General features: G+C 70.1%; 14 protein-coding genes. 3 read left to right on the top strand and 11 right to left on the bottom strand.

Annotated features, from left to right (window positions below; all coding sequences use genetic code 11):
- Positions 1–110 precede the first annotated feature (110 nt).
- Both AC1DCG_RS04900 and AC1DCG_RS04895 read right to left on the bottom strand, forming a co-directional pair.
- On the bottom strand, positions 111–4,937 hold the full coding sequence (locus AC1DCG_RS04900; protein WP_477029224.1) for an NAD-glutamate dehydrogenase: 4,827 nt from the start codon (positions 4,935–4,937) through the stop codon (positions 111–113).
- A 339-nt stretch (positions 4,938–5,276) separates the two neighbouring features.
- Positions 5,277–6,404 carry an AI-2E family transporter gene (locus AC1DCG_RS04895; RefSeq protein WP_477029223.1) on the bottom strand — a complete coding sequence of 376 codons (1,128 nt, stop codon included), beginning with the start codon at positions 6,402–6,404 and terminating at the stop codon, positions 5,277–5,279.
- A 108-nt stretch (positions 6,405–6,512) separates the two neighbouring features.
- On the opposite strand from AC1DCG_RS04895, the gene AC1DCG_RS04890 reads away from it, so the two are divergent.
- On the top strand, positions 6,513–8,054 hold the full coding sequence (locus tag AC1DCG_RS04890; protein WP_477029222.1) for a helicase HerA-like domain-containing protein: 1,542 nt from the start codon (positions 6,513–6,515) through the stop codon (positions 8,052–8,054).
- 168 nt (positions 8,055–8,222) lie between these two features.
- Here the strand turns inward: AC1DCG_RS04890 and AC1DCG_RS04885 are convergent, their stop codons facing one another.
- The 4 genes from AC1DCG_RS04885 to AC1DCG_RS04870 all read right to left on the bottom strand — a co-directional run bounded on the left by AC1DCG_RS04885 (position 8,223) and on the right by AC1DCG_RS04870 (position 14,708).
- Entirely contained in the window at positions 8,223–10,544 is a 2,322-nt protein-coding gene (locus tag AC1DCG_RS04885; protein ID WP_477029221.1) for an ATP-binding protein, read from the bottom strand.
- A 103-nt stretch (positions 10,545–10,647) separates the two neighbouring features.
- On the bottom strand, positions 10,648–13,062 hold the full coding sequence (locus tag AC1DCG_RS04880) for an EAL domain-containing protein (RefSeq protein WP_477029220.1): 2,415 nt from the start codon (positions 13,060–13,062) through the stop codon (positions 10,648–10,650).
- Between the two features lie 169 nt (positions 13,063–13,231).
- On the bottom strand, positions 13,232–13,843 hold the full coding sequence (locus tag AC1DCG_RS04875; protein WP_477029219.1) for a polysaccharide biosynthesis/export family protein: 612 nt from the start codon (positions 13,841–13,843) through the stop codon (positions 13,232–13,234).
- Positions 13,844–13,910: 67 nt separating this feature from the next.
- The gene (locus tag AC1DCG_RS04870; protein ID WP_477029218.1) at positions 13,911–14,708 is read right to left on the bottom strand and encodes a metallophosphoesterase family protein; all 798 of its coding nucleotides are present in this window, start codon (positions 14,706–14,708) and stop codon (positions 13,911–13,913) included.
- Positions 14,709–14,966: 258 nt separating this feature from the next.
- Between AC1DCG_RS04870 and AC1DCG_RS04865 the strand changes: the two genes are divergently transcribed.
- A complete protein-coding gene (locus AC1DCG_RS04865; RefSeq protein ID WP_477029217.1) occupies positions 14,967–15,839 on the top strand; it encodes a transglutaminase-like cysteine peptidase in 873 nt (290 codons plus the stop codon).
- 80 nt (positions 15,840–15,919) lie between these two features.
- Here the strand turns inward: AC1DCG_RS04865 and pssZ are convergent, their stop codons facing one another.
- Positions 15,920–16,546 carry an exopolysaccharide biosynthesis protein PssZ gene (gene pssZ / locus AC1DCG_RS04860; protein WP_165261379.1) on the bottom strand — a complete coding sequence of 209 codons (627 nt, stop codon included), beginning with the start codon at positions 16,544–16,546 and terminating at the stop codon, positions 15,920–15,922.
- A gap of 251 nt (positions 16,547–16,797) precedes the next feature.
- Here pssZ and AC1DCG_RS04855 point away from each other — a divergent pair, with 251 nt between their 5' ends.
- Positions 16,798–16,950: a hypothetical protein gene (locus AC1DCG_RS04855; RefSeq protein WP_477037174.1), complete on the top strand. Its 153-nt coding sequence runs from the start codon at positions 16,798–16,800 to the stop codon at positions 16,948–16,950.
- A gap of 26 nt (positions 16,951–16,976) precedes the next feature.
- Here the strand turns inward: AC1DCG_RS04855 and AC1DCG_RS04850 are convergent, their stop codons facing one another.
- From AC1DCG_RS04850 to AC1DCG_RS04835, 4 genes are all read right to left on the bottom strand, one after another.
- On the bottom strand, positions 16,977–18,878 hold the full coding sequence (locus AC1DCG_RS04850) for an O-antigen ligase family protein (RefSeq protein WP_477029215.1): 1,902 nt from the start codon (positions 18,876–18,878) through the stop codon (positions 16,977–16,979).
- Positions 18,868–21,087, bottom strand: a complete 2,220-nt coding sequence (locus tag AC1DCG_RS04845) for a GumC family protein (protein WP_477041400.1) — start codon at positions 21,085–21,087, stop codon at positions 18,868–18,870. Before AC1DCG_RS04845 ends, AC1DCG_RS04850 begins: the two co-directional genes overlap by 11 nt.
- 60 nt (positions 21,088–21,147) lie before the next feature.
- Positions 21,148–22,467 (bottom strand): outer membrane beta-barrel protein, encoded by a 1,320-nt coding sequence (locus tag AC1DCG_RS04840; protein ID WP_477029214.1) that lies wholly within the window; start codon positions 22,465–22,467, stop codon positions 21,148–21,150.
- A 105-nt stretch (positions 22,468–22,572) separates the two neighbouring features.
- Positions 22,573–22,961, bottom strand: a 389-nt coding sequence (locus AC1DCG_RS04835) for a hypothetical protein (protein ID WP_477041399.1), incomplete at its 5' end; no start/stop codon positions are given.

Here is a 22,961-nt window from a genome sequence, read left to right as displayed (position 1 = left end):
ACGCCGCGACAGCGGATCGGCTGTCGCGGCGTCTGACTTCTGAGAGACCCCTCACCCGACCCCGCTCCGCGGGGCCACCCTCTCCCACAGGGGGAGAGGAGGATCAGCTCCTACCCCTGGACCGAAAGCTCGCGCAGCGCCGCGTTGGCGATGGTGAGCTTGGCGAAGGTCCAGCCGCCGCCGGCCTGCTCGATGTCTTCCACCGTGCGCTTGGCGGCCTTGACGCGGTCGGCGCGCAGGGCGGCCCAGGAGGCCACCGCGGCCTTGGCCGAGCCTTCGTCGTCGCCGGCCTGGGCGTTGGCGGCGAACTTCAGCACCGCCTGGGTGATGGCGGCCTGTTCGAACAGCAGGTCCTCGATCAGGCGACGGACGGCCAGGCGCTCGAAGCTGTCGCCGCCGACGAACTGGCCGGCCGCCCAGCGCAGGCGGTCGAAGCCCAGGGCCGCGCCGACCTGATGGTACAGGCGGGCGACGTTCTCGACCGACCAGCTGGACGCGTTGCCCAGGTCGACGAGGTCGGCGGCCGTGGTCACCGGCTGCAGGGCGGCGACCGCTTCGGCGAGTTGCTGCGGGGCGCCGTCGGCGACGTAGAGCTTGGCGCGCTTGGCCGTGGTCTTCTGCTCGAAGCTCGACAGGATGGCCGGGGTGAGGCCCTTCAGCGCCGCCACCGACGGGCCGTAGGCCTCGACCAGATGCTGGACGCTGGACTTGTCGCGGAAGGCCCGGCGGGCCAGCCAGAAGGTCAGGCTGCGCAGCGCATAGGCCAAAGCCTTGTAGAGGGCGGTCTGGCCCTCGGCCTCGGCCTTGTTGTCCAGCGCCGAGACCTGATCCCACAGGGCGTCGACGCCCAGGATCTCGCGGGCGGCGGCGAAGCCGACCACCAGGGCCTCGACGTCGCAGCCGGCGGCGGCCTTCAGGCGACCCGGGAAGGTGGGGCCGCACATGTTGACCATCTGGTTGCCGACCACCGTGGCGATGATCTCGCGCTTGAGGCGGTGCTTCTGCATGGCGTCGGCGTACTTGCCGAGCGCCCCCGGGAAGTAGCCGCGCAGGGTGGTCTCGAACCACGGATCATCCGGCGCGCGCGAGGCGATGATCTCGTCGAACAGGTCAAGCTTGCCGTAGGCCAGCAGCACGGCCAGTTCCGGACGGGTCAAGCCCTTCTTGGCCTGGGCCCGGTCGGCCAGCACGGTGGCGTCGGGCAGGCCCTCGACCTTGCGGTCCAGGCGGCCGCGGGCCTCCAGCTCGCTCATGAAACGGGCGTGGGCCTCCAGTTCCTCGGCGCTGTCGCTTTCGAGCAGGGTCAGCGCCAGGGTCTGGTCGTAGTTGTGCTCCAGCACGTGATGGGCGACGTCGTCGGTCATCGAGGCCAGCAGCGTGTTGCGGTCCGGACGGGTCAGTTCGCCCGAGCGCTCCAGGAGGCCCGTGAGGATCTTGATGTTGACCTCGTGGTCGGAGCTGTCGACGCCGGCGCTGTTGTCGATGGCGTCGGTGTTGGAGTGGCCGCCCGCTTGCGCGAACTCGATGCGGCCGGCCTGGGTGAGGCCGAGATTGGCGCCCTCGCCCACGACCTTGACCCGCAGGTCCGAACCGTTGACGCGGATGGCGTCGTTGGCCTTGTCGCCGGCCTCGGCGTTGGTCTCGCCCTTGGCCTTCACATAGGTGCCGATGCCGCCGAGATAGAGCAGCTCGGCGCGCGACTTGAGGATCGCGGTCATCAGCTCGGCCGGCGAGACGCTGGCGGCCTTGAGGTCGAGCATCGCCTGGACTTCGGGCGACAGCGGGATCTCCTTCTGGTTCCGCGGCACGATGGCGCCGCCCTTGGAGAGCTTGCTGGCGTCATAGTCGGCCCACGAGGAACGCGGCAGCTTGAACATGCGGTCGCGCTCGGCCCACGAGACGGCCGGATCCGGATCGGGATCGAGGAAGATGTGACGGTGGTCGAAGGCGGCCAGAAGCTTGGTCTGCTTGGACAGCAACATGCCGTTGCCGAACACGTCGCCCGACATGTCGCCGACGCCGACCACGGTGAAGGGCTCGGCCTGGATGTCCTTGCCCAGCTCGCGGAAGTGGCGCTTGACCGCTTCCCAGGCGCCGCGGGCGGTGATGCCCATGACCTTGTGGTCGTAGCCGACCGAGCCGCCCGACGCGAAGGCGTCGCCCAGCCAGAAGCCGTAGGATTCCGCCAGGCCGTTGGCGATGTCGGAGAAGGTGGCCGTGCCCTTGTCGGCGGCGACGACCAGGTAGGGATCCTCGCCGTCGTGGGCGACCACGGCCGGCGGGGCGATCACCTGGTTGTCGGCGTCGATGTTGTCGGTGATGTCCAGGAGGCCCGACAGGAAGGTCTTGTAGGCGCGGATGGCCTCGGCCTGGACGGCGTCGCGGTCGCCGCCGCGCGGCAGCTGCTTGGGATAGAAGCCGCCCTTCGAGCCGACCGGCACGATGACCGCGTTCTTGACCTGCTGGGCCTTAACGAGGCCCAGCACTTCGGTGCGGAAGTCGTCGCGGCGGTCGGACCAGCGCAGGCCGCCGCGGGCGACAGGGCCGAAGCGCAGGTGCACGCCCTCGACGTGCGGGGCCGAGACGAAGATCTCGCGATAGGGCTTGGGCGCGGGCAGGTCGGCCAGTTCGCGCGAGGCGATCTTGAAGCTGATGTGCGGCTTGTGACCGCCGTCCTCGCCGGCCTGGTAGAAGTTGGTGCGCTGGATCGCGCCGACCAGGGCGGCGATGCGGCGCAGGACGCGGTCGGCGTCCAGGCTTTCCACCGCCTGCAGGGCCTCGGTGATCTTCTCCGCCACGGCCTGCGCCTGCACCTTGCGGGCGGCCAGGTCGGCGGCGATGGCCGGGTCGAACTTGATGCGGAAGAGATCCAGGATCAGGCGCGCGACGCCCGGATTGTCGGCCAGGGCCGCCTCTTGCACGGCCTGCGACGGGTCGAGGCCCGTCTGCTGGCGATAGCGGGCCAGGGCGCGCACCAGGGCGGCCTCGCGCCAGTCGACGCCGAGCTCCAGCACCAGGCGGTTGAAGCCGTCGCTCTCGGCCTTGCCGGTCCAGATGGCGACGAAGGCGGCCTCGAAGGCGCCCTTCACGTCGGCGAACGACAGGTGCTCGCCTTCCTCGTCGCGCAGCACGAACTCGTGCACCCAGGTCGGGGCCTTGAGGCCGTCGACGGTGGGCTTCAGCTTGAAGCCGTCCTCGATCAGGGCCTTCAGGCCCATGTGCTCGAGGATCGGCAGCACGTCGGCCAGCGGCGCGGCCGCGCCCGGACGATACAGCTTGAAGCGGAAGGTCATGGCGTCGTCGCCGTCGCGGCGGAAGGCCCGCACGCGCACGGCCTCGCCGGCCTTCAGGTCGTCGACGACGGCGATGTCGGCCAGGGCCTCGGGCGCGTCGTACTGGTCGCGGTAGCCGGGCGGGAAGGCGCCGGCCCAGCGGCCCAGGGTGTCGACCACCGGGCGGGTGGCGCCGCGCTCGCGGACGATGGCCTCGAAGCGGTCGTCCCAGGTGCGGGTGGTCTCGGCGATGGCCGCTTCCAGCGCGGCCAGGTCGGGATCGGGATGCACGCCCGGCTTGACGCCGAGGATGTAGTGCACCCGGGCCAGCGGGGCGTCGGAGAAGCTCGGATAGTAGGCCGAGACGCGGCCGTCGAAGGCCTGGCTGAGCAGGTCGCCGGCGCGCTGGCGCACGCCGGAGTCATAGCGCTCGCGCGGGACGAACAGCAGGGCCGAGATGAAGCGGTCGAACGGGTCGCGGCGGGTGAACAGGCGCACGCGCGGACGGTCGTAGAGGTGCAGCACGCCCAGCGCCATCGCGAGCAGGTCGCTCTCTTCGATCTGGAACAGCTCGTCGCGCGGCCAGGTCTCGAGGATGTTGCGCAGGCGCTTGCCGTTGTGGCTGTCGGGATCCTTGCCGGCTTGCCCGAGCACGTGCTCGACCTTGCGGCGGATCAGCGGCACCTCGTGGGCCGGGGTCTCGTAGGCCTCGGCGGTGAACAGGCCAACGAAGCGGACCTCGCCCGAGGGCTTGCCGTCGGCGCCGTAGCGGCGCACGCCGACGTAATCCATGTAGCCGCGGCGGTGGACCCTGGAACGCAGGTTCGACTTGGCCACGACCAGCGGGGCGCCCAGCAGCAGGTGGTCGCGCACCTGCGGCGACAGGATCGCCGGCTCGCTTTCGCGGCGCAGGACCGTGCGGGCCTGGTCGCGCAGGACGCCCAGGCTGCCTTCGGGCTGATAGAGCGGCTCTTCGGCGGCGTAGCCGCCGTCGGCGGTGCGGGGATATTCGTAGACCCGCGCGCCCAGGAACACGAAGTGGTCGCCTTCCAGCCAGTCGAGGAAGTCCAGGCCCTCGGCGCGCTCTTCGGCCGGGATCTCGACCTGGGCGCCGCGCAGCTCGTCGATCGTGCGGCGCATCAGGGCGCGCATGGCGTCGAAATCGTCGACGGCGCGGTGGACGTCGGCCAGGGCGTCGCGGACGGCGGTCAGCAGGGCCTCTTCACGGTCCTGGCCGACGGGCTCCAGCCACACCTGGATCAGCGAGCGGCGCTGGCCGGCCAGCTCGACCATCGGGTGGAACATGGCGCGGACCGAGAAGCCGGTCTCGGCGATGGCGCCCATGATGGAATCGACGAGGAAGGGACGGTCGGGCTGGACGATCTCGAGGACGTCGCCGCCCTTGGCGGTGCGCACGCGCAGGGCCAGGGCTTCGTTGGCCGAGGTCTCGGCGAAACGGTAGAGGGCGGCCAGTTCGGCGGCCACGTCGCCGGCCTGAACGCCGGGCAGTTCCTCGGCCGACCAGTCTTCCGCGGCCAGGGCCGCGAACTGGGCCTGGGCAGGGGTGAGCGCACCGCCGAAAGCCGTTTCCAGAGCCGCGCTCAGGGCCGTTCCCTGGGCGCTGGACGTCTGTTGGTTCGCCTTGCGGTCACTATCGCCGACCATGGGATTTCCTCGCGAATTTTTGGCGACAACCTAGCCCTTTCCCGTGCGCGTTCAACCGACACGCCCGAGAACCGAACAATATTTTGCCTAAACTGCTGAATTCCGAAGGAAGCGCCACCCACATTTCTATCCGGGCGCCCTGACCGTGGATTGTTCGGAAACGCTGCTCCGAACACGGAAGCGCCGCCGGTGGGGGGAGACCGGCGGCGCAGGCCCGCCTTGGGGGGGCGGCGGGCGTTTTCCGCGTCCGACGCGCCAGGTAAAGCAGGCTGGCGTCGCGCGGGACCGGGATTGGGGGGCTCCCGGTACCAGACCTAGATAGGAGCGCTCCCAAGAAATTTAAGCCCCTTTTTTCAAACTCGGCCTTTTTCTCGCAGATCCCTGTTTGGCGACGCCCGCCGGGCCGTGTCCGGTGGCCCGTTCGCTGGTCGGATCCCCGTCCTCCGACAGCAGGATGGCGATCCAGCGGGTGCCGTCGAACTGGGCCAGGATCAGCATCAGGGCCACGGTCAGGGGCGTGGACAGGAACATGCCGATGCCGCCCCACAGCGCGCCCCAGACGGCCAGCGACAGCAGGACGACGGTCGGGTCCATGTTCAGGCTGTCGCCCTGCATGCGCGGCAGGACGACATTGCCCACGACGAAGAAGATCACCTGCAGCGAGCCGGCCAGGATCAGCGCCGGCAGCAGGCTGTGGGGGAACTGCACCAGGGCGAACAGCGGCGGCAGGATGCAGCCGATGGCCCCGCCGATGATCGGGATGTAGGCGGCGATGAAGATCAGGAAGGCCCAGAAGAAGGCGTTGTCGAGCCCGACCAGGGCCATCACCGCCCAGGCGGCCACGGCGATCATCAGGCCGGTGACGGTCTGGATCCACAGGTACTGCTCGACCCCGTTGCGGATGCGCTGGAACAGGGCCACCGACTGATCGCGCTCGGCGTGGTGCGGGAACAGCGCGACGATCTTGCGCGAGAAGCCCCGGCGCGAGGCGATGATGAAGCCCAGATAGATCAGCACCAGGACGGCGTTGGAGGCGAAGTTCTGCAGGCTGCCGGCGATGGCGCCGACATATTGCTGCGGATTGAGCTGGGCGATCAGGTCGTCCAGCGTGGGGGCGACGCGGATCCCGAAGAGGCCGGCGATCTTGGCGATCACCTCGTTGAGGCGCGGCGCATAGGCCTTGGCCTGGCCGACGAACCCGGCGCCGTTCTCGACGACGATCCACACCGAGCCGCCGAACAGCAGCAGCGACAGCACGATGGCCGTCGGCAGAGCCAGCTTCTCGGGGAACTTGGGCACCCGCACCGTCAGCACGCGGGCGAAACTGTCGATCATCACCGCCAGGAAGATGGCCAGGACCAGCGGGGTGAGAATGCCGCGCATGAAATAGAGGGCCGCGCCGGCCGCGACCACCGCCAGGAAGACGACGGCGTTGCGGCTGGTGATCGAGGGCGTGAAGGTCGTCATCGACGGGAATCTCTGCTGGCGTAGATCTTGGGCGCCATTGTTCAGGCCGATTGGCGAGAGACAAGGCGCCAGCTAGGCTTAAGCCTCAATCATGTAGGGAAGTTGCGCATGACCCTGGCGATCGGCGAAGGCGAGATCCTGATCGGGCTCGGCGAAGGACCTGTCACTCAGCGGCTGGACCGCTCCAATCGCCACGGCGTGGTGGCCGGCGCCACCGGCACCGGCAAGACCGTGACGCTGCAGGTCATGGCCCAGGCCTTCGCCGACGCGGGCGTGCCGGTGTTCGCCGCCGACGTGAAGGGCGACCTTTCCGGCGTCGCCGCGCTGGGGACGCCGAACGAGAAGATGCAGGCCCGCGCCGCGTCGATGGACATCACCCTGACCCCGGCCGCCCCGCCGACCATCTTCTGGGACCTGTTCGGCGAGAAGGGCCACCCGATCCGCACGACCATCTCGGAGATGGGGCCGCTGCTGCTCTCGCGCCTGCTGGAGCTCAACGACGTGCAGGAAGGCGTGCTGACCATCACCTTCCACGTCGCCGACCAGGACGGCCTGCTGCTGCTGGACCTTAAGGACCTGCAGGCAGCGCTGAAGTATGTGGCCGACAATGCCGCCGAGATCGGCACCCAGTACGGCAACGTCTCGGCCGCCACCGTCGGCGCGATCCAGCGCAAGCTCCTGACCCTGCAGACCCAGGGGGCCGAGCACTTCTTCGGCGAGCCGGCCCTGAACCTCTCCGACATCATGCGCACCGACGTGGCCGGTCGCGGCTACGTCAACGTGCTGGCCGCCGACAAGCTGATCCAGTCGCCCAAGCTCTATTCGACCTTCCTGCTGTGGCTGCTGTCGGAGCTGTTCGAAGAGCTGCCCGAGGTGGGCGATCCGGAAAAGCCCAAGCTCGTCTTCTTCTTCGACGAGGCGCACCTGCTGTTCAACGACGCGCCCAAGCCCCTGCTGGAGAAGATCGAGCAGGTGGTGCGCCTGATCCGCTCGAAGGGCGTGGGCATCTATTTCGTCACCCAGAACCCAGCCGACATTCCCGACGCGGTGCTGGGCCAGCTGGGCGCGCGCGTGCAGCACGCGCTGCGCGCCTACACCCCGGCCGACCAGAAGGGCCTGAAGGCGGCGGCCCAGTCGTTCCGGGTCAATCCGGCCTTCGACACCGCCGAGACCATCCAGGCCCTGGGCGTGGGCGAGGCCCTGGTCTCGGTGCTCGACGCCAAGGGCGCGCCCTGCGTGGTGCAGAAGACCCTGATCCGCCCGCCGGCTTCGCGCCTGGGCCCGCTGACGCCCGAAGAGCGCGCCGCCGCCATCGCCAAGAGCCCGGTGGCCGGCCTCTACGACACCGCCCAGGACCGCGCCTCGGCCTACGAGACCCTGCAGGGCCGCGCCGCCCAGGCCCAGAAGGACGCGGCCGCCGCGGCCAGCGCCGCCGAGGCCGAACGCCAGCGCGCGGCCGAAGAGAAGGTGCGCGAGCGCGAACGCGCCCGGGAAGAGCGCGAAGAGGCCCGCGCCTCGCGGCCTCGCGCGTCGTCCAGCCGCCAGGGCATGGCCGAGACCTTCGCCAAGTCGCTGCTGCGCACGGTGGCCAGCCAGGCCGGCCGCGAGATCATGCGCGGGCTGCTGGGGGGATTGAGCCGCAGGCGGTAGTTTCCTTCTCCCCTTGCGGGAGAAGGTGGCGGCCGAAGGCCGACGGATGAGGGGTCTCTCAAACCTGAGCCGTCGCGCCCGGTCGATCAGCCTGGCGAGGTCGACAGCCCTGTCGACCCCTCACCCGACCTGCTTCGCAGGCCACCCTCTCCCGCAAGGGGAGAGGGATCATTTCTGACTGACCGCCTCCGCCAGCGCCCGGTGCAGCTGCTCGATCCGGAACGGCTTGCGCAGCACCGGCCAGGGCAGGTCTTCCAGGGCGGCGGCCAGGCGGTCGCCGGCGTAGCCGGTGGTCAGGAGGACGGCGGTGCGGGGCGAGCGCTCGGCGACGATGCGGCCCAGTTCCACGCCGCTGACGCCGCCGGGCATGACCAGGTCCGACAGCAGCACGTCGAAGGCGGCCTCGGCGTCGAGGCGGGCCAGGGCCGCCCGGCCGTGCTCGGCGGTGACGACGATGCAGCCGAGTTCCGACAGCGCGCCCTCGGTGATCGCCCGGACGCTGGGATCGTCCTCGACCAGCAGCACCCGAACGCCGGAAAGATCTGCGGCCGGGGCGTCCTCGGCCCGCTCCACGGCCACGCCCTCGTCGTCGGCGGCGGGCAGGTGCAGCGAGACGGTCGTGCCCCCGCCCTGCTGGCTGTCGATGGTCACGGCCCCGCCGCACTGGCGCACGAAGCCGTAGACCTGGGCCAGGCCAAGGCCCGTGCCCTTGCCGACCTCCTTGGTGGTGAAGAACGGCTCGAACACCCGGGCGAGCACCTCGGGCGACATGCCGTGGCCGGTGTCCGACACCGAAACGCGCACATAGTCGCCGGCAGGGGCCTGACCCGCCTGGCCGTCCTCCAGGCGCTCGGCCGAGACCTCGACGGTGATGGTTCCGTGATCGGGCGTGGCGTCGACGGCGTTGACGACGAGATTGAGCAGGGCCGCCTCGAACTGGGCGGCGTCGACGCGGCTGGATCCCGCCTCGCCGTCGGCGCGGACCACCAGGCTCTTGGCGTCACCGACGGCGCGGCGGACCAGGGGCTCGACCTGCAGGATCAGGCCGGCGATGTCGACGACCTCCAGCTTCAGTTCCTGGCTGCGCGAGAAGGCCAGCAGCTGGCGGGTCAGGCGCTCGCCGCGCTGGCCGGCGGCCAGGGCCGCCTCGCCCAGGCGCCGCACCCGGGCCACGTCGTCGGGACGCTTGAGGATCATGTCGAGCCCGCCGACCATCACCGTCAGCAGGTTGTTGAAGTCGTGGGCGACGCCGCCGGTCAGCCGGCCGACGGTTTCCAGCCGCTGCGACTGGGCAAGCGCCGCCTCGGTCTTGGCGCGCTCGGCGATGCTGGCCTCCAGGGCCGCGGTGCGCTCGGCCACGCGGTCCTCGAGCTCCAGCGTGGTCTCGACCACCTCGGTGTTGTCGAAGCAGCTGCCGATATAGCCCTGGTACTGGCCGTAGGCGTCGTGGCGCGGCGCGCCGGCGCTGCTGATCCAGCGCCAGGCGCCGTCGGCGCGGCGCAGGCGGAAGGCGGCCCGGAACGCGCGGCGCTCGGCCATGGCAGCCGCCGCCTCGGCCTCGGCCGCCTCCAGGTCGTCGGGATACACGCCCGCCGCCCAGCCGCGCCCCAGCTCCTCGTCCATCGCCCGGCCGGTGAACTTCAGCCAGGCGTCGTTGAACCAGATGCAGGCCCCATCGGCGCCGGAGATCCAGATCATCACCGGCGCGGCGTTGGCCACGCCCCGGAACTGCTCCTCGCTGGTGCGCAGGGCGGCCTGGGCGCGGCGCTCGCGGGTCACGTCGCGAAAGGTCACCGCCAGGCCCTCGGTGATGCGCACGCCGCTGGAGCGCACCCAGTACTCCTCGCCGTCGATCACCCGCCGAACCTCCAGGTCGTCGGGGCCGCCCTCGTCGAGCAGCCGCGACAGGCGCTCGATCATCTGCTGGCCGGTCTCGTCGGGAAAGACGTCGCGCACCCGGCGGCCGATCAGGCTGGAGACGCCGCGCGGCCGCAGCGCCTGGGCGGCGGGGTTGGCGTAGGTCCAGCGGAAGTCGGCGATCTGGCCGCCGCGCCGCAGCGGCTCCAGGATCACGAAGGCGTCGAGCGAGGCGTCCTGGGCGATGCGGAAGCGCTCCTCGGCGGCCAGGCCGCTGCGCACGGCCAGCCGCAGGGCGGCGACGAACAGCACGATGAGGCCGCCGCTGAGCGCGAAGGTGGCCAGTTGCGCGGCCTGGGCCGTGTCGAGGGGGCCGCCCATCCACAGCAGGCGCACGATCAGCGCGCTGGCCAGCATCGCGGCCAGGCCCGCCCAGAGCCCGCCGACCAGGGCGGCCAGCATGACGGCGACGAAGAACGGCGGGAAGTTGCTGGGGTGGTCGGTCAGGCTGGCCGCGCCGACGCGGGCGGCCACGGCCAGGCCCACGGCCACGCCGGCCAGGCAGAACCTGAGGATCGGGCGGTCGACCGACGATGCGAACCGGATCGTCGCCCGACTGAGAAACTGGCCCATTACGCTAGCCCCGCGTCACCAGGCGCACCCCCGCCGGCGACGCTTTGCAAACGCCGCCGCACGGCAGAGGTTCCCCGAGGCGGCCCGCAAAAAGGGCGGGCGATCAGGCCGCGCCGCGGGCCTTGGTCTCGACCTCGTTGGCGGCCGCCGCGGCGGCGCGCGCCAGGGTCCAGGCCGACAGGCTGTCGATCGGGCCCGGACGGCCGATGGCGTAGCCCTGCAGTTCGGCGCAGGACTCGCCGCGCAGGAAGTCGATCTGCTCCTGGGTCTCGACGCCCTCGGCCACGACCGGGATCTCCAGGCTGCGGCCCAAGCCCAGCACGGCGCGCACGATGACGGTGGCGCGGTCGTGGCGGTGGATGTTCTCGACGAAGCTCTTGTCGATCTTGATCTTGTCGAACGGGAACGACTGCAGGGTCGACAGCGACGAGAAGCCGGTGCCGAAGTCGTCCATGGCGATGCGCACGCCCAGGGCCTTCAGGCGGCGCAGGTTGTCGAGCGCGCGCTGGTAGTCCTTGAAGAGCGCGCTTTCGGTGATCTCCAGCTCCAGGCGCGAGGGCGACAGGCCGGTGGCGATCAGCACCTCGTGCACCAGGGTGGGAAGGTTGGGCTGGTTCAGCTGCAGCGGCGACAGGTTGACGGCGATGCGCAGCGGGCGGTCCCAGCTGGCGGCGTCGGCGCAGGCGCGGCGCAGGACCCATTCGCCCAGCTGGGTGATCAGGCCGTTCTCCTCGGCCACCGGAATGAACTCCAGCGGCGGGACCATGCCGCGCACCGGATGCTTCCAGCGGACCAGGGCCTCGAAGCCGCAGACCTCGCCGTCGGCGGCGCGGGCCAGCGGCTGGTAGAACACCACCAGCTCTTCGTCGGTGATCGCCTGGCGCAGCTCGCGCGCCAGGGTGCGGCGTTCACGGATGGTCTCGTCCATCTCGCGCTTGAAGAAGCGGTAGACGCCGCGGCCGCTTTCCTTGGCGCGGTAGAGGGCCATGTCGGCGTTGGCCAGCAGGGCCTCGGCCGTGCGGCCGTCGTCGGGGAACAGCGAGACGCCCAGGCTGGCGCCCATGGCCAGGTCCTGGCCCTCGTAGACGGCCGGGGTCGACAGTTGCTCGAGCACACGGCCGGCCAGTTCGGCGGCGGCGGCCGGCTGGTCGCCGGCGGCGATCTGCACAAGGATGAATTCGTCGCCGCCCAGGCGCGCGGCGAAGGACGGGGCGCTGACCGAGTCCTGCAGGCGGCGCGCGGCCTCGACCAGCAGGGCGTCGCCCGCCAGGTGGCCGTGCAGGTCGTTGGCTTCCTTGAAGTGGTCCAGGTCGATGCAGACCAGCGACAGGGTCTCGCCCGAGGCCTCGACGCGCTCCAGGGCCGCGGCCAGGCGCGCCTGCAGGGAGTTGCGGTTGGGCAGGCCGGTGAGGCCGTCGTGCTCGGCCAGATAGCGGATCTTCTCCTCGGCCGAGCGGCGCTCACGCAGGTCGCGGATGGCCAGCACGGTCAGGCCCGAGGTCTCGGTGCGGGCGCCGTCGTCCATCAGGCGCGAGAACACCTCGACCGGGATCGCGCGGCCGCCTTCCAGCGGCTGCAGCAGGCCCTCGCGGCGCACGCCTTCGCGGGCGGCTTCCTTGCCGTCGAAGGTCAGCATGGCGGTGTAGAGCGGCTTGCCGACCAGGTCGCCCAGCTGGGCGCCGGCCAGTTCGCAGAAGGCGGCGTTGGCGTCGTTGATGCGGCCGTCCTGGACAACGACGATGCCTTCGTAGGCGGCGTTGGCCAGGCGGCGGATGCGGTCGAGCGCCGAACGGCTGGTCGAGGACTCGATGGTCACCGCGCCCAGGCCGCCCAGGATGATCAGGCCGGTGATGGCGGTCACCGCCAGGGTCAGCATCGCGCCCGACAGCAGTTGCTCGGGCACCACGACGTTGACGTCGGGCATGATTGTCACCGCGCCCATGCCGGTGAAGTGCAGGCCGCAGACGCCCAGGGTCAGCACCGTGCCGCCGATCAGCTGCTTGGTCAGCGAGCGGGCGCGACCGGCGATGACCAGGGCGATGGCCGAGAAGGAGACGCCGATGACGACCGAGGCGGCGACGGTGGCCTGCTCCCACAGCACGTAGCCCTGGGTCACGAAGGCCGACATGCCGGTGTAGTGCATCGCGCCGATGCCCAGGCCCAGCAGCAGGCCGCCGGCGCAGTCGTTGGTGCGGGTGCGCTCGGCCGAGGCCACGGCGAAGCCGGCGGCCATGAACAGCACGGCGATCATCAGCGACAGCAGGGTGCCGGCGGGGCTGTAGCCCGTCTTCAGCCCGGGGTCGTAGGCGACCATGGCGATGAAGTGGGTGGCCCACACGCCCGAGCCGGCGACCAGGCCGGTCAACAGCAGCCAGGCGCCGCGGACCAGGCCGCGCGCCCCGCGCAGGCGGGAAAAGAGCCGGAAGGCCGTGAAGCAGGCGGCGAAGCAGACGAGGCCGGCGACAAGCACGAGCCTGAAGTCATGCTGCCCCGTCAGGCAGGTCAGAACCTTCAGCAAAGGCGTTCCCCCAGAGTGGTACGGCGCCACTCTGTGCGGAAAGATACAAAAAAAGAGTTTCTATTACGCGGCCAGGTAGTCGCAGACGCGGCCTATCGCCACACGTCGTGGTGAATCAAACCCTAACCGGGCAAGAGCCACGAACAATACCGCGCCTGCTCTGGAGTCCTTAAAAGAAGCGCTCGCCGATACGCACCGTGTCGCCCGGCGCGACCTGGGTCGACGGCGTCAGCTCCATCTTGGTCTCTTTCTCTTCGCCGAGACGCTTGATGTAGACCTTGTTCTTGTCGGCCCGGTAGGTGTAGCCGCCGGCGGTGGCCACCGCGTTCTGCACGGTCAGGCCCGAGGTGTAGGGATAGGTGCCCGGCTTGCTGACCTCGCCCAGGATGTAGAACGGGCGGAAGTTCAGGACCTCGGCGCTGACGCGCGGCTGCTTGAGATAGCCGTTGCGCAGGGCGGTCTCGACCGTCTCCTGGAACTGGCGGACGCTGAGGCCGGCGGCCTTGACCTCGCCGACCAGCGGCAGCGAGACCTGGCCCGAACCGGTGACGTAGAACTCGCCCGACAGGGTGGGTTCGCCGAAGACCGTGACCCGGACCTTGTCGCCCGAACCCAGCTGATAATCAGGGTCGACCGGGGCCGCGGCGGGCATGGCCTGCTGCATTGCAGCAGCGTCCTGCGACGGCGGAAGCGTGGCGTCCTGGGCGTGGGCGAGCGGCGCTGCGGCGCCGAGGGCCAGGCAGAGCGCAGCCGCCCGAATAAAGCGTCGAACGGTAATCATTCTGGTCACGTCTCTCGGCTGCATCCCTCGCAGGTCTCATCGCATGGAGACTCCGGCGCCACAAGCTTCACGCCGGGACGGGGCGCCGTTTTCGCGCTTGCAGCATGGTCGGCGCGCCCTCGCCCACGCGGACGGCGGTCAGAACGCCCGTCGCATAGGCTCCGGTGTCGACATTGATCCGGTCACGGCCCAGGAACGGCTCCTCGTCGGGCGTGTGGCCGTGCACCACGACGCAGCCCAGGCCGTGCGGCTGATGCAGGAAATCGCCGCGGATCCACAGCAGGTCCTGCGGATCCTGCTCGGCCAGCGACCGGCCCGGCCGCACGCCGGCGTGGACGAACAGGTAGTCGCCATAGGCGGCGGTCAGCTCCAGCTGCCGCAGGAAATTCAGGTGGCGCAGGGGCAGGTTGCGCTGGAACTGCTCCTGCGCCGCGCGCCAGGCCTCGGGGTCGCGACCGACCGGCCGCGCCACGCCATAGGAGGCCAGCGTCTCGCCGCCGCCGAACTCGGCCCAGACCGGCCCGCCCTCGGGCGTGTCGAGGAACTGCAGCAGGGTCTGCTCGTGATTGCCCATCAGGGCCCGCACCTCGAAGCCCGAGGATCCGCCGGCGGCGGCCTTGAGGGCGGCGATGCGGTCGATGACCCCCGCCGAGTCCGGACCACGATCGACATAGTCGCCGACGAACACGATGACCGGCCGGTCCTGCCGGCCAAGGGCGGCGAAGTCGGCCGCCACCGTGTCGAGCAGCTGGTCGAGCAGGTCGAGACGGCCGTGGATGTCGCCCACGCCGTAAACCACTCGGCCGCCGGCGGAGGGCGCCTCGGGCTTGGATCGGGACTTGGGACGCAGGAAGCCGAAGACCATGGACCAGGGAGCGATCGGTGAAGGAGGAAGGAAGCCGATCTCCAAAATGCCTTAGGCGCAAGCCCCCTTCAACCGCTGCCTTTGATATTTACGATAAATAAACCGAGATTTTCGAGATGAATTTAACCGTGAATATTCATCTCCAGTTACCAATAACGCCAAATAAACCAGATTGATTATACGTTAAAACACCAAGCATTTTGACCTCGAATTCAATGGATATCCCGATGATGGGCTCACGAACTTCGCGARCCAGTCATGAAGATCACCGCCTTTCTCGGAACCGCCGCCGCCAGCCTGGGGCTGATGGCCGCCGCCGGCCCGGCCCTCGCCGCGCCGGCGCCGGCGTTCATGCCGCTGGGCGCGCCCGCCGCCGCCCCGCCCGGGTTCACCGACCTGTGCCAGCGCGACCTGGACAGCTGCGGCGCGGCCCCCCACGAGATCGCCGCCCTGACCGGCCAGGCGCCCCAGCCGGGCCTGGCCACCTCGTCGACCTCGAGCACGTGGACGAGCAGCCGCCGGCTGGTGTTCGCCTCGCAGGTCCAGGCCGCCGAGCCGCAAGCCGCCGACGAGGACGAGAGCCCCGCCCTGGCGGTCGAGACCCTGGCTCCGCTGCGCCTGGAAACCGATTTCGCCGTGATCTCGCCGGACCAGGCCCTGGCCGCCGCCCTGTCGCCCAGCCCCGTCGCGCCGGCCCGCCCCGCGATCAACCTGGCCTCGGCCCCGGGCGAGGCGCCGCGCCTGTCGCGTGACCAGATGAAGCTGCTCAACGACATCAATCGCCGCGTTAATCGCGAAGTGCAGAAGGCCGACGACTTCGATCTCTACGGCATGATCGAGTACTGGAGCCTGCCGCGCGTCATCAACGGCAAGATGTACGGCGACTGCGAGGACTACGCCCTGGAAAAGCGCCGCCGCCTGATCGAGGCCGGCGTGCCGGCCGCGGCCCTGTCGATGGCCGTGGCGGTGACCGCCCGCGGCGAAAGCCACGCCGTGCTGGTGGTGGCCATGGAACAGGGCGACTGGGTGCTCGACAACCTGACCCCCTGGGCCACGCCCTGGAGCGAGCTCAACTATCGCTGGGTCGAGCGCCAGGCCCCCGGCTCGGCCGCCTGGGTGACGATCGGCTGATCCCGGACAGTGCAGGCAAAGAAAAAGGCCTCGCTTCCAGGAGAAGCGAGGCCTTTTCCATAATCAACGGCGTCGCGCGCCTAGTAGGCGTTTTCGGCCATCAGCAGGTGCGGAACCGTCAGCAGCAGGATGCGGATGTCGCTCATCAGCGACCAGCCGTCGATATAGGCGATGTCGGCCTTGATGCGGGCCGCCATGTCCTCGACGTCGGTGGTGCCGCCGCGCAGGCCGCGGATCTGGGCCAGGCCCGTGAGGCCGGGCTTGGCCTGGAAGCGCATGTTGTAGGTCGAGATCAGCGCGCCGTAGTAGGCGTCGTGCGCCATGGCGTGCGGACGCGGCCCGACCAGCGACATGTCGCCCTTGAGCACGTTGAGCAGCTGGGGCAGCTCGTCGATGCTGGTGGTGCGCAAAAGCTTGCCGGACTTGGTGATGCGGTCGTCGTCGCGACGGGCCTGGGTGACCTTGTCGCCGTTCTCCTCGCACCGCATCGAGCGCAGCTTGTAGATGGTGAAGGTTCGTCCGTTCAGGCCGCCCCGCGTCTGGCGAAACAGCACCGGACCGGGCGACTCCAGCTTGATCCAGAGCGCCGCGAGCAGAAGCACGGGCGCGAAGAAGACCAGGGCAAGGCCAGCGACGACGACATCGATGAAGCGCTTGCCGGGATCCACGGCGACACGAGCAAAAATCTCGCCCGCGACGGCGTTCATGGTTTCGGTGTTCGAGCTTCCGCTCACAGCGTAACCCCCTATCCCACGACACACAAAAAGGAACGAAGCCACCCCACTTCGTCTCTAACTACCTAATGCAACTCTCCGACGACGTCGCGCGGAAACTGATACTTAACCATAAAATACAGTCATTTTGCGTAAACCTTGTTCCTTCATTGGGGCTTAGGGCTGAGAAGCTAAGCTTAAATTCGCGCAGTTGACGAACCTGCGCTGAAGGGGCCTTGAGTTTCATGCCGCACGCCGACATTTCGATGAACAGCATCGCCGAAGCTGTTCCGACCACTACGCGCCGTCTGCCGCGCGCCCTGGGCCTGGGCCTGGCGGCCGTGGTCTCGATCGGCCTGTGGCTGGCCGCGCTGGAACTGGTGCGCGCCGTCTTCTAGGTTTCGCCCCCTCGGGGGCGACCGCTTCAGGGCAGCTGCAGGCGCAGCGCCGTCAATTGCAGGGCCATGCCCACCCGCCCGGCCGGGTTGTGCAGCGCATTGGCCATTTCCACGAAAGACTTGCTGTAGCGTCGGCGCCTGTATTCGGCGCTGAGGTGATAGATGGTCTGCGTCCGCGCATCGGGCGTCAGCCGATCCCAGCGCTCGTAGGCGAACATCGTGCGCGCCCGGAACAGGCTCGATTGCAGCGGAGCCACGGCGTAGGAGCGCTCCAGCGCCTGGGCCGCCGGCCCGTCCAGCCCCGCCGCCGCGTCGATCGCCGCCCGTCGCAGCCAGGCCGAGCCCGAGCCCGGCCGCAGGGCCAGCTCCCGCCGGCTCAGGCGATCCAGCCGCGCCAGATCTTCCGCTCCCGGATTGCGCACGGCCAGGCCGCGCTCGATGCTGCCGGCCAGGGCGTCGGCGGGGGCGGTCGGCCAGGCCGAAAGGTCGCCGCCCAGCTTGGCGGCCAGCATGGGGCCGGCCAGCAGCACCGCCGCCAAGGCGCAGGCGGCGCCGCCGGCCAGGGCCAGGCGGGCGGGGGCAGGATCAGGCTTTGCGCCGCGCGCCTCGCGCCGGGGTGCGACCAGCCCGCCGACCACGCCCAGACCCAGCACCGCCAGCGCCTGGATGGCCGGCACCTGCAGGGCGAAGTCGCTGAGGCCGTGGATCAGGAACACCGCCGCCGCGCAGACCGCGCCGCGCGCCCAGACGCCGGCTCCGCCCGGACCGAAGGCGGCGCGCGCGGTCGGGACCAGACGCTCGACGAACAGGGCCGCCATCAGCCCGGCGCCGACGATCCCGGCCTCCTCCAGCCACTGGACGTAGAGATTGTGCACGGCGCGCACATTGTGCAGCTCGCGCAGGCCGGCCTCGGTCATCAGCATCTGGTTGACGGTGGTGAACGAGCCCAGGCCGTAGCCGAACCACGGCGACGACAGGAAGGCCCGCCAGTGGGGCGCGATGATCTGACGACGGATGTCGAGGTCGTGCTGGGCCAGGTCGAAGCGTTCGGACACCAGGCCCGCGCCGTTCAGGCCCAGGGCCGCGACCAGCAGCAGCGCGGCGCAGCCCAGGACGACGGCGCCGCCGCGCGACATCCGGCGGCCGGAGAACACCTGCCACAGCGTGAACAGGCCCGCGCCGGCGGCGCCGGCGATCAGCCCCCCGCGCGAGGCGGTCATCAGCAGGCAGACGACCAGCAGGGCCACGAGGCCAGCCAGGGCCACCGCGCGCGGGTCGCCCTTGCGCAGCATCCCCGCCCCGCCCCGGCGCAGGCGCTGCGCCAGGCCGGCGGCGGCCATCACCACCCCGGCGGCGAACACCGTGGCGGCGCTGTTGGGGCCCAGCAGGGTCGCGCTCATCCGCCCCTCGGCGCGCACGCCGACGTGCTGCACCAGGGCCCCGGCGGCATAGATCCCCAGCGCCCAGAGCATGAACGCCAGCAGGCGGCGACCGCGCGTCTGCGAGGCGCCCACCACGCGGGCGGCGACATAGAGGCAGAACAGTCCCAGCAGGTTGAGCCCGTTGAGCAGCACCGCCGAGCGGTCGGGGGTCGCGCCGCCGAGGCTGTCGGGCAGGTAGGCCCAGACCGGATGGCGGCCGTCGGGCGTCCAGGGCGTCAACGGGGCCAGCACGGCCGCCAGCAGCAGCCCGGCCAGCACGGTCGGAACCGTCCAGCCGCCCAGCCGCGCCAGGTCGCGACGGGCCCAGCCGCAGGCGGCCAGCAGGATGACGAGGAACAGGGCGTAGAGCCCGGCGAAGACGGCCGCCACGGCCGTGTCGCTGGCCCCGAACGCCAGAACGGCGCTGGAGACCAGCGCCGTCAGGCCGATGCAGGCGGCGGTTTCGGACCCCGCTAGCCGCCGGGTCCGAACCCCGTCAGTCCGCATAGTACTTGCGGTAGCTCTTGTAGTAGTAGCCCGCGTCGCCGTAGCCGTAGCGGGACTGGGCCTTCAGGTCGACCTGGGTCAGGGCCACGCCCGCCAGGAAGATGCCGCGCCCTTGCAGCAGCGACAGGGCCGTGGTGATGGCCTTGACCGGCGTGCGCTTCCAGCGGGCCAGCATGACCACGGCGTCGGCGTGCGGCGCCAGGATGCGGGTGTCGGCGATGGCCAGCAGCGGGGCGGTGTCGAGCAGCACCACGTCGAAGCGCTGGCGCAGTTCGGCCAGCAGGCGCTGGAAGGCGGCCGAGCCGAAGACGTCGCGCGGCGTGTAGGCCGACTTGGTCAGCGGCAGGACCTTGGCCCCGCTCTCGTCGGCGTAAAGCGCCTCGTCCAGCGTCGCCGCGCCGTTCAGCACCTCAACGAGGCCGACGGTCGGCGCGGTGGGCAGGAAGCGGTTGATGGCGCCCTGGCGCAGGTCGCAGTCGACGACCACGACATTGGCGCCCGAGGCGGCCAGGGTGCGGCCCAGCGAGAAGGTGGTGGTGGTCTTGCCCTCGCCCGGCAGCGACGAGGTCACCGCGATGACCTTCACCGACTCGCCGACCTTGGAGAACAGGATCGCCGCGCGCAGCTTGCGCAGGCTCTCGGCGAAGCTGGAGAGCGGCTTGTTCAGCAGGTAGTCGGGCGGCGCCAGGCCACGGGCCGCGCGCGCGTCGTCCAGCGTCGAGCTGAGCAGCGGCACCGAGCCCAGATAGGGCACGCCCAGGCGGCGCTCGACCTCGTCCTCGGTGAACAGGCCGGCCATCATGACCTCGGCCAGGACCACCGCGGCGCCGCCGGCGCCGAGAGCGGCCACCAGGCCGATCAGGAGGTTCAGCGAAGGCTTGGGCGCGCTGGGCTTGGTCGGGATCGTCGCCCGGGAGATCACCCGCGCGTCGGGCTGTTCGATGCCCTGCTGGGTGGTGGTCTGCTTGAAGCGGGCCAGCAGGGATTCATACAGGGTGCGGACGGACTCGGCCTTGCGCTCCAGCTCGGCCAGGCGGATGCCGGCGCGGTTGTTGCCGGCCAGGGTGCCGCGGGCGGCGCCGACGCTGCCGGCGACCGAACCGGTGCGCTGGCGCGAGATCTGGGCCTGGGCCTCGAGGTTGGAGATGATGCGCTTGATCTCGGCCTGGATCTGCGTGTCGATGTCCGACAACTCGCGACGGGCCTTGATCAGGTCGGGCCAGCGCTCGTCGTAGCGCTCGGCCATGGCGTTGACCTGGGCGCTCTTCTCGGCGCGCTGCTTGCGCAGCTGCTGCACGACCGGCGAGTTCAGGGACTCGCCCAGGTCGTCGCCGTTGCTGCCGCGGGCCAGCTGGTTGCGGGCGATGCTGAGACGGGCGTCGGTCTCGGCCTGCTCGGCGCGGGCGGTGGCCAGCTGCTGGTTCAGGCCCGAGATCTCCTGCTCGGTCAGGGTCGCGCCCTGGGCGCTGAGCAGGTTGTTGGCGATCTTGTACTGCTGGACCTCGGCTTCGGCCTGCTGCAGTTGGCCGCGCAGGTCGGCCACGCGGGTGTCGAGCCAGGCGTTGGCCTGCTTGGTGGCCTCGAACTTCGCTTCCAGCTGTTMGGTCAGGTAGAGGTCGGCGAAGGTGTTGGCCAGGCGCGCGGCCTCGGCCGGATCGGGATGGGTGTACTGGACGGTGATCAGGTAGGTGACGCCCGCGCGACGGACGGTCAGGCCGCTCAGCACGCGATCGACGATGCGCTCGCGCAGGCGCTGGGCCGCGGCCGGATCGTTGGCGGCGGTCGGCGCGACCGTGCTCTTGAGGAACGGCAGCCAGGCCTTGACGCCCTTCGCGCCGGCCAGGTTGGGATTGTAGTACGGGTCCTGGTCGAGCTTGAGCTGGTCGACCACGCGGCCGGCCAGCGAACGCGAGCGCAGCACCTCGACCTCGGTGTCGACCACGGCGCTGTCGGCGGGCAGGCCCGACAGCACGGCGTTCATGTCGGTCACCTGCTCCTGGCGCACGTCGATCATGACCTGGGCCTGGGTCGAGTAGAGCGGCGTCTGCTGCAGGGTGAACAGCACCACGGCCACGAACACCGCCAGGGCCACGGCCGCGAACAGCCGCAACCGTCGCCGGAAGATCGCGATGATGACGTTGAGGTCAAACGCGGGCGCTCCGGCGTCGGACGCCGGAGCGATCGGGTTCTCGAAGGTCGAGCCGTCCATCATGCGCACTCTCAGTGGTCGATGACCCTCCGCTAGAGGAGGGTCGCGACCTTTTTTGGACTAGAACTGCAGGGCGACCGAAGCGGCCAGCTTGTTGTCGGTGAAGCTTTTGGAGGCCTGGGCGCCGTCCGACTTCTGCTTCAGGTAGGTATAGGTCAGGAAGACCCCGACGCGACGGTTCATCAGATAGGCCACCGAAGCCTTGGCGCCCGTGCGCTTATCTTCGCGGTCGATGCCGTCATAGTCGTCCTTGCCGTAATTGGCCTGACCCGACAGCAGCACGTTGCGCAGCAGCTCGTGGTCGACGGCGACAGAGCCGCCGCTCGAGATGAAGCCGCCCGAACCGGAAGCCACAGATTCCTCGATGCTGCGCGCGGCGTTGAAGGTCACCGTCGTCAGTTCGGTGGGGAACCACTCGACCTGGGTCTTGGTGCTGAAGCCGTCGAGGTTCTTCGAGGTCAGGCTGCCGATGTTCTTGTAGTCGTCGTAGCTCTGCCGCATGTAGCCGGCGTCCACCTGGCCGCGCAGGGCCTGGGCCAGCTCGAAGTCGGCGCCGAACAGCAGCACGAAGCCGTCGGAGTCGCGGCTGTAGGCCGGCTGGGCGGGCGTCGTGCCCGAGGCCGGCACCGCCGGGTTCAGGATGTCGTAGTTCTTGGTGTTGCCGGTCAGCGAGACGTACAGCGCCGTGTCCGGGCTGATCGCGTAGTCGGCCTTCACGCCATAGAAGAACTCGTCGCGGTCGCGGGTGTCCTGCTCGACCACGCCGCCGCCCCCGTTCACGCCGTCCTCGTAGTCGAACAGCTTGCTCTCGAACTTGCCGGTCAGGCGCAGGCGGTTGAACTCCTTGACGCCGGTCAGCGAGGCCGTGGTCAGGTCGTACTGGATCGGCTTGGCGGCCGACAGCGGCGAGGTCGGGGCCGAGCGCGGCTCGGTCAGCTTCTGGGTCTGCAGGCCGGCCGACACGTTGGCGCCGCGGACGATGTCGACGCGACCGTTGACGCCGAAGGTGTATTCCTCGGTGTTCTCGGTGTCGAAGTCCGAATAGCGGTTGATCGTCGACGAGGCGAAGAAGCCCAGCGAGTGGCGCGACCAGTCCGAACGCACGGCCAGCTGGGGCTTCACGCGCCAGATGGTGTCGTCGGTCTCGCCCGTGGCCACGGCGTAGATGTTGTCGTCACGTTCGACGTCCACGGTCAGGCGGGGGTAGGCCATGAAGCCGCCCAGGCGCACGCCGGCCGCTTCATAGTCGGGGCGCGGGCGCTGGCGCACGCTGGTGTGCTTGTCGCGCTTGAAGCTGGACGCTTCGCTCTGGGCCGAAGCCACCTGCGGCGCAGCCGCGACGAGAACAGCCGCGATGGCGGCCGAGGCAAGTATCTTCATGGTCTATCCCCACTTCGACGACTTCCGCCGTCTTTCGGAAACCCGACACAAACAAAAAAGGTGTCCGTCGCCGGACCAGGCCGGCGTTGATCTCAGATAAAGGTCTTAGGTGCCGCAGTAGTCGGCGGTCACGCCGGCGCACGGATCATAGGCCGCCGGCGGAGCCGCCGCGCCGCCGTCGCCGCCGCCGCCCGCCGCGCCCTGCAGGCTGACGAGGACGCTGACCGAACCGCCGCTGGTCGAGGAGGTGACCGTGGCGGTCTGGCCGGTGGCGTTCAGCTGGGCGACGACGGCCGGCGCGTTGGCGACGGTCGAGGCCATGCCCGGAGCGACCGAGGCGGCGACCGAGACGGCCACGCCGGCGCTGATGACGTTGGAGGCCACGGCCTGGATCAGCGCGGCGGCGATCGCTTCGGGCGCGGCGCCGCTGGCGGCCAGGGCCGCGGCGACGGCGGCCTGGATGGCGGCCAGCTTCTGTTCGGGCGTCTTGGCCG

It is taken from the genome of Caulobacter sp. 10L414, assembly GCF_056395525.1.
This window is presented reverse-complemented; position numbering and strand designations above follow the sequence as displayed.

Excerpts from the sequence above, each read along its gene's own strand:
- AC1DCG_RS04900 (WP_477029224.1), bottom strand. The coding sequence starts at position 4,937 with ATGGTCGGCGATAGTGACCGCAAGGCGAACCAACAGACGTCCAGCGCC.
- AC1DCG_RS04895 (WP_477029223.1), bottom strand. The coding sequence starts at position 6,404 with ATGACGACCTTCACGCCCTCGATCACCAGCCGCAACGCCGTCGTCTTC.
- AC1DCG_RS04890 (WP_477029222.1), top strand. The coding sequence starts at position 6,513 with ATGACCCTGGCGATCGGCGAAGGCGAGATCCTGATCGGGCTCGGCGAA.
- AC1DCG_RS04885 (WP_477029221.1), bottom strand. The coding sequence starts at position 10,544 with ATGGGCCAGTTTCTCAGTCGGGCGACGATCCGGTTCGCATCGTCGGTC.
- AC1DCG_RS04875 (WP_477029219.1), bottom strand. The coding sequence starts at position 13,843 with ATGATTACCGTTCGACGCTTTATTCGGGCGGCTGCGCTCTGCCTGGCC.
- AC1DCG_RS04870 (WP_477029218.1), bottom strand. The coding sequence starts at position 14,708 with ATGGTCTTCGGCTTCCTGCGTCCCAAGTCCCGATCCAAGCCCGAGGCG.
- AC1DCG_RS04865 (WP_477029217.1), top strand. The coding sequence starts at position 14,967 with ATGAAGATCACCGCCTTTCTCGGAACCGCCGCCGCCAGCCTGGGGCTG.
- pssZ (WP_165261379.1), bottom strand. The coding sequence starts at position 16,546 with ATGAACGCCGTCGCGGGCGAGATTTTTGCTCGTGTCGCCGTGGATCCC.
- AC1DCG_RS04855 (WP_477037174.1), top strand. The coding sequence starts at position 16,798 with ATGCCGCACGCCGACATTTCGATGAACAGCATCGCCGAAGCTGTTCCG.
- AC1DCG_RS04850 (WP_477029215.1), bottom strand. The coding sequence starts at position 18,878 with ATGCGGACTGACGGGGTTCGGACCCGGCGGCTAGCGGGGTCCGAAACC.
- AC1DCG_RS04840 (WP_477029214.1), bottom strand. The coding sequence starts at position 22,467 with ATGAAGATACTTGCCTCGGCCGCCATCGCGGCTGTTCTCGTCGCGGCT.